Origin of the sequence: Pontibacterium sp. (assembly GCF_041587635.1) — a bacterium.
Lineage (GTDB): Bacteria > Pseudomonadota > Gammaproteobacteria > Pseudomonadales > Balneatricaceae > Pontibacterium.
Genome location: NZ_JBFGYC010000239.1, coordinates 1 through 5,801, shown reverse-complemented (window position 1 = coordinate 5,801; position 5,801 = coordinate 1). Strand labels below are relative to the sequence as shown.

The window sequence follows — 5,801 nt, the reverse complement described above, 5'->3', positions numbered from 1 at the left end:
GCTGCAAAATCATATTGCAGCGCCTGAAAGTCATCCTGATTATGCAACGGTGCGGTCATTACGCTGCCTCCAGGTCTGTTGATAACTGCGAATCTGTTCCACTTCCACCAGCAACTCTTCCATCGGAGGGATGTTAAAGTCGCGCTCCAGCAGCGTCGGAACATCACCAAATTGACTATACGCTTGCTGTAACAGCTTCCAGACCGGGTCGACCACGTCGGCACCGTGAGTATCGACAATCAGATCGTCAGCTTCGTTGTAATGACCCGCAACATGCAGGTACATAATACGTTCAGCAGGCATCGCAGCTAGAAATTCTTGTGCGTCATATTTGTGGTTTACGCTATTCACATAGATGTTGTTCACATCCAGTAACAGGTCACAATCGGCTTCATCCAGCACCGCCAGCAAAAACTCTTTTTCACTCATCTCTGCGCCGACCGCAGCATAGAAAGAGACGTTCTCTACGGCGATCTTCTGCTCCAGCACGTCCTGCGTCTGGCGGATACGCTGTGCAACATAACGCACGGCTTCCTCAGTAAAAGGAATCGGCATCAGATCATACAGATGTCCGTCATCGGTGCAGTAACTCAAGTGCTCCGAGTAAGCTCGAATATTGTGTTCCTTCATGAAGCCTTTCAGGCGATTCAGAAAATCCAGATCCAGTGGAGAAGGTCCACCCAGAGACAATGACAAACCGTGTGTCATGACCGGGAAACGCTCTGCGGCTTCGCGGAAACTCTTTCCGTATCGACCACCCAGCCCAATCCAGTTTTCCGGTGCGACTTCAAGAAAATCGATCTGCTCTGGATCAACATTCTTCAAACTCTCTGTCATGCAGCGACGATAACCCACGCCTGCACCTTTGACCGGATAACCTTGTTCTCTCATCTGTCCTTTCCTCAAGCCTGTTGTAAACAGGGCCTCGCAAAACGAAGCCCTGATTGTTTAAACGTAAACGGGCTGCTTAGCTCTTACCGCCACATTTACCTTCACCACATTTACCTTCAGATGGCTTTTTCTCGCCGCCACATTTGCCTTCACCACATTTACCTTCGGTGTCTGCTTTTTTGTCGCCGCCACATTTACCTTCACCGCATTTGCCTTCGGAAGACGCTTTTTTGTCGCCGCCGCACTTACCTTCACCGCACTTGCCTTCGGACGATGCTTTTTTGTCACCGCCGCACTTACCTTCACCGCACTTGCCTTCGGAAGATGCTTTTTTGTCGCCGCCGCATTTACCTTCACCACATTTGCCTTCGGCATTTTTGTGGTTGTCCGCCAGCTGAACCTGACCGTAACCGGACGATAGCTCGGACGCAGCAAATGGGTTAGCTGCAGCATTTGCAGTAGAAACAGTCGCCATACCAGCAACAAACGCCAGACTTACAGCAGCAACAACAGGTTTCAGAGTAGATTTAGTAGTAGCCATCGTTTTCACCCTCATTCTTCTCGTAGTAGAAGTATTAACAAATTATGGTTTCGTTTTTTTATTCAATTTGCCGTTCACAACCTGTGTCTGGCAGTTTGGAAAAGCCGCTGAATCATCCGCCTGCTTGTCCGATCTCTTTTCATCTGATCAATTCTTTCTGAGCAGATGATTTAAAATTCTGTTTTCCCTTGGCCTGCGGCGTTGACTGAATTACTATATTAGATCTATCTAATTTAGCTCGGAGGCGCTAATGGCTAATCCTGCCACCTCATCCTCTTCTACATCGTCAAAGCTTCAACATTTCCCTATCGCGTTCTTTGCGATGATCATGGGAACGACCGGCCTGACCTTGGCCTGGCAGAAGGCTGCTGAAGTGCTACAGCTTCCAGTGCTTGTGAGTCAGGTCCTTCTGGTTCTGGTTGCCTGTCTCTTTTTAGCCGTGTCGCTTGGGTACGTGACCAAGATACTGCGCTTTCCTGAAATGAGCCTGAAAGAATTTCATCATCCGATAAAAATTAGTTTTTTTCCTGCATTTTCTATCTCAGTGTTACTGCTCAGCGTGGCAACACTACAAGTATCGACAGATCTTTCCCTGTATCTATGGGTGGCGGGTTGCATCATGCATCTGGGTTTCACGTTACATGTCATTACCCAGTGGATACATCATCCTAAGTTCCAGATACAACATAGTACACCTGCGTGGTTCATTCCTGTGGTCGGTAACATAATTGTCCCCATCACAGGTACCGAGCACGGTTTTTACGAGATCAGCTGGTTCTTCTTCAGTATCGGGCTCGTTTACTGGATTATTTTAAAGACCCTGATTTTTAACAGGGTTCTGTTTCATGATCCACTACCAGAAAAGCTACTACCGACCCTTTTTATTCTGATTGCCCCACCCGCCGTCGGATTTATCTCCTATACAAAACTCAACGGTGGTGAGATTGATGCTTTTGCCCGTATTTTGTTCTACTCAGCGATGTTCCTCGTGCTGTTACTATTTACTCAGTTAGAACGCTTCCGTCGGATTCCGTTCTTTTTGTCCTGGTGGGCCTATTCGTTCCCGCTAGCCGCCTCATCAATCGCAATCCAGATCATGTACCAAAAAACCGGCGACAGTTTCTTTGAAATCTTGTCGTGGATATCACTGACTGTCGCGAGTCTGGTCATCGCCTTACTTCTGTTCAAAACGTTTAAAGCCATACGCAGCGGAGGCGTATTTAAGCCCGATTGATCTGATTGCTTGAAGCCGATCTGAAAGCGGGCTCTAATGGGAGCCCGTTTTTTATTTGAGACACTGTGAATTCGCGTTATGTCTGAGATCAGCCCACAGCAGATTGCTTTTGACCAGCAACATATCTGGCATCCCTACTCCTCAATGATCAATCCACCACCGATGTATCCGGTCGTTTCTGCGGAAGGAGTACGCCTGACACTGAGCGATGGTCAGCAGCTGATTGATGGCATGGCATCCTGGTGGTCGGTGATTCATGGTTATAACAACCCAACGCTGAACGACGCAGCCCACCAGCAAATAGATCGGGTTTCTCATGTGATGTTCGGAGGCCTGACCCACGAACCGGCCATAGAGCTGAGCCGAAATCTGGTCGAAATGACACCCGCTCCACTGGACAAAGTTTTTCTGGCCGATTCAGGTTCGGTCGCGGTTGAAGTGGCGCTGAAAATGGCGATCCAATACTGGCACGCCCGCGGTCAGGCTAATAAGCACAAGCTCATTACTATCCGCAATGGCTATCATGGCGACACTTTTGGAGCTATGTCCGTATGTGACCCCGTCACCGGTATGCATGAAATTTTTTCCGGCATGTTGCCACAGCAGTTCTTTGCACCCGCCCCGCAGATTGGCTTTGATGAGCCATGGGATGAAAGCGATATTGCTAAGCTTGCACAGATGCTGGAGCAGCATAACGATGAGATCGCTGCGCTGATTCTGGAACCGATTGTACAAGGTGCCGGCGGCATGCGCTTTTACGCGCCTGAGTATCTGAAACGTGCTCGAGCACTCTGTGATCAGTACGATGTCCTACTTATCGCCGATGAGATTGCCACCGGTTTTGGACGTAGTGGAAAGCTGTTTGCCTGTGAACACGCAGGGATCACCCCGGATATTATGTGTTTGGGTAAAGCGATCACGGGCGGATATATGACACTCGCCGCGACACTCACCACCACCGAGATTGGCGAAACCATCTCTAAAGGTGGCGCGGGTTGCTTTATGCACGGCCCAACGTTTATGGGTAATCCGTTGGCGTGTGCCGTGGCAAATGCCAGCCTGACGTTGCTGCAAGAGATGGATTGGCAACGTGCCGTGAATCGCATTGAAGGCGAGCTAAAACGCGGACTGGCACCCGCTGCAGATCTGGAAAGTGTTGCCAATGTACGCTGCCTCGGCGCTATTGGCGTCATCGAAATGAAAGAGCCGGTGAATACCACCGAAATCCAGACGCTGTTTATAAAACGGGGGCTCTGGATTCGCCCATTTGGCAAACTGGTTTACGTGATGCCACCATACGTTATGTCCAACGAAGATCTGGCCCTGCTAACATCAGGTATGGTTGAGAGTATTCGCGAATACCGGGGCTAATATCGCACCTGATAACACGACAGTATCCCTCTAGACAGGATGGGCAACACCCAGAATAATCGGCGATACAATACGCGGAAATTCTGGATGGCGCTCATCTCTGATCGTCTCAAACTGAAAACCGGCCTGCTCAATCGTATGACGGGTATGCCGGTTGAGCTCACAACCACAGGCTAAAGTCCGCCAGATCGGGTTCAACCGATTCTGCCAGCGTTGTAAGCGCAGTGATTGCTCATTCGCCGCCACGTGTTCAAATACCAGTAGCTGCCCATCCGGTTTTAACACCCGACGCACTTCCCGCATCATCCTTTCCGGATCAGGCACCGTACACAACACCAGACAACAGATAACGCTATCAAGGGAGTCATCTGCAAACGGAAGATGATGACCATCCGCACACAGCAGGTTGATCTTTTCTGACTGTTTCCGAGGCAAATCCAAACGCGCCTGCTCGGCCAACGCCATCACGGGCTTTTCAGGTTCCAATGCCCACAGCCGAACCAACTGATCCGAGTAGAACGGAAAGTTGGCTCCGGTACCTGATCCCAGTTCCAACACGTCGCCCTGCGCCATCGCAATCAGCTCAGCGCGTTCCTTGTCCATCTTGCCAGACGCCCAGTCCAGCAAACGGGGAAATATCCATTGTCGATAGGGATTCATAGACCCGGCACGCCTCTTCGCATAACATCGTGTTAACTGATGTTTTATATAAGGATTTATCATGGCACGCATTAAGATCGATATGCCAGAGCATTACACCTTTACGACAGATCTGCCTATCCGTATCAGCGATATTAACTACGGCGGCCACCTCAGCAACGATGCCGTACTCTCCATGGTGCATGAAGCCCGCGTACGCTTTCTGGAAAACTACCACTATACCGAGCTGGATGTGGAAGGCGCAGGCATCATCATGACCGACTCAGCGATTGTGTATAAGTCAGAAGGCTTCTACGGTGATGAGATCCAGATCAGCGTCACCGTTGGAGATTTCAATAAATACGGCTGCGACCTGTTCTATCTGATGTCGAACAAAAAGACAGCAGTGGAAGTCGCTCACGCCAAAACGGGGATTGTGTTCTTTGATTATGACCAGCGCAAAGTGATCAGTGTTCCTGAAGGCTTCCGCGCGAAGATGGAGAAAGACGCCTGATCAATTGATAGATTACATCTTCCCAATAAAAAGGGCTGCACATGCGCAGCCCTTTTTACGTTCAGTCTTAATCACAATCCGGGAATACCGATAGGGCCCGGCAGATCAGGGATGGGGGAACATCCCGCCAATGTAACAACAGCAACCAACAGACACAGATAGTTCAGGCGGGACATAACAGCGATACCTTTTGCTCAGCACGTAGAGACTTCATTTCAGAGGGCGCTGATGGTAGCACAGCCATACGCCTCAGTTCGCCGACAGTTTAAACGCGACGGGTATCACCAGCGTTAATTGGCTGCGAGCAAGCTCAACGGGTATCGCGTTAAACGGCGCCGCCCGCTTCACCATCTTAAGCGCTTCCCGGTCTTTGTCCTGTATGCGGAGTTGTTTCTGTTTTGGGCTTTTCAACAGCACATCAACAAAGAGGTCATTCATGAGAGTGCTGAATCTTAATCACCTGATCTTCCGAAAGACCTTGTCTCCTTAAGGGCCACAATAGCCATAAAAAAGCCCGGCAGATGCCGCAATGCTGTTCACTTTAGAGGAGCAGCTTTACGATCCACTGGATAACGGGTTTTTGATATCTTCACTGTCCGAGGCGTTGTTCG

Annotated in this window: 7 protein-coding genes; 3 read left to right on the top strand and 4 right to left on the bottom strand. The window is 49.8% G+C overall.

What is annotated here, in order from left to right; genetic code table 11:
• Positions 1 to 39: 39 nt before the first annotated feature.
• Together ABYW01_RS12300 and ABYW01_RS12295 are read right to left on the bottom strand one after the other, a co-directional pair.
• On the bottom strand, positions 40 to 891 hold the full coding sequence (locus ABYW01_RS12300) for a DUF692 domain-containing protein (RefSeq protein WP_372833060.1): 852 nt from the start codon (positions 889 to 891) through the stop codon (positions 40 to 42).
• Between the two features lie 76 nt (positions 892 to 967).
• Positions 968 to 1,432 (bottom strand): hypothetical protein, encoded by a 465-nt coding sequence (locus ABYW01_RS12295; protein WP_372833059.1) that lies wholly within the window; start codon positions 1,430 to 1,432, stop codon positions 968 to 970.
• Positions 1,433 to 1,682: 250 nt separating this feature from the next.
• Here ABYW01_RS12295 and ABYW01_RS12290 point away from each other — a divergent pair, with 250 nt between their 5' ends.
• Both ABYW01_RS12290 and bioA read left to right on the top strand, forming a co-directional pair.
• Positions 1,683 to 2,666 carry an SLAC1 anion channel family protein gene (locus tag ABYW01_RS12290; RefSeq protein ID WP_372833056.1) on the top strand — a complete coding sequence of 328 codons (984 nt, stop codon included), beginning with the start codon at positions 1,683 to 1,685 and terminating at the stop codon, positions 2,664 to 2,666.
• Positions 2,667 to 2,744: 78 nt separating this feature from the next.
• Entirely contained in the window at positions 2,745 to 4,037 is a 1,293-nt protein-coding gene (bioA, locus tag ABYW01_RS12285; RefSeq protein WP_372833053.1) for an adenosylmethionine--8-amino-7-oxononanoate transaminase, read from the top strand.
• Positions 4,038 to 4,067: 30 nt separating this feature from the next.
• Here bioA and ABYW01_RS12280 read toward each other — a convergent pair whose 3' ends face one another.
• Complete coding sequence (locus ABYW01_RS12280) at positions 4,068 to 4,697, bottom strand: methyltransferase domain-containing protein (protein WP_372833051.1); 630 nt, start codon at positions 4,695 to 4,697, stop codon at positions 4,068 to 4,070.
• A gap of 61 nt (positions 4,698 to 4,758) precedes the next feature.
• On the opposite strand from ABYW01_RS12280, the gene ABYW01_RS12275 reads away from it, so the two are divergent.
• Positions 4,759 to 5,190 (top strand): thioesterase family protein, encoded by a 432-nt coding sequence (locus ABYW01_RS12275; protein ID WP_193952022.1) that lies wholly within the window; start codon positions 4,759 to 4,761, stop codon positions 5,188 to 5,190.
• Positions 5,191 to 5,439: 249 nt separating this feature from the next.
• Here ABYW01_RS12275 and ABYW01_RS12270 read toward each other — a convergent pair whose 3' ends face one another.
• Complete coding sequence (locus tag ABYW01_RS12270) at positions 5,440 to 5,628, bottom strand: hypothetical protein (protein ID WP_372833049.1); 189 nt, start codon at positions 5,626 to 5,628, stop codon at positions 5,440 to 5,442.
• Positions 5,629 to 5,801 lie beyond the last annotated feature (173 nt).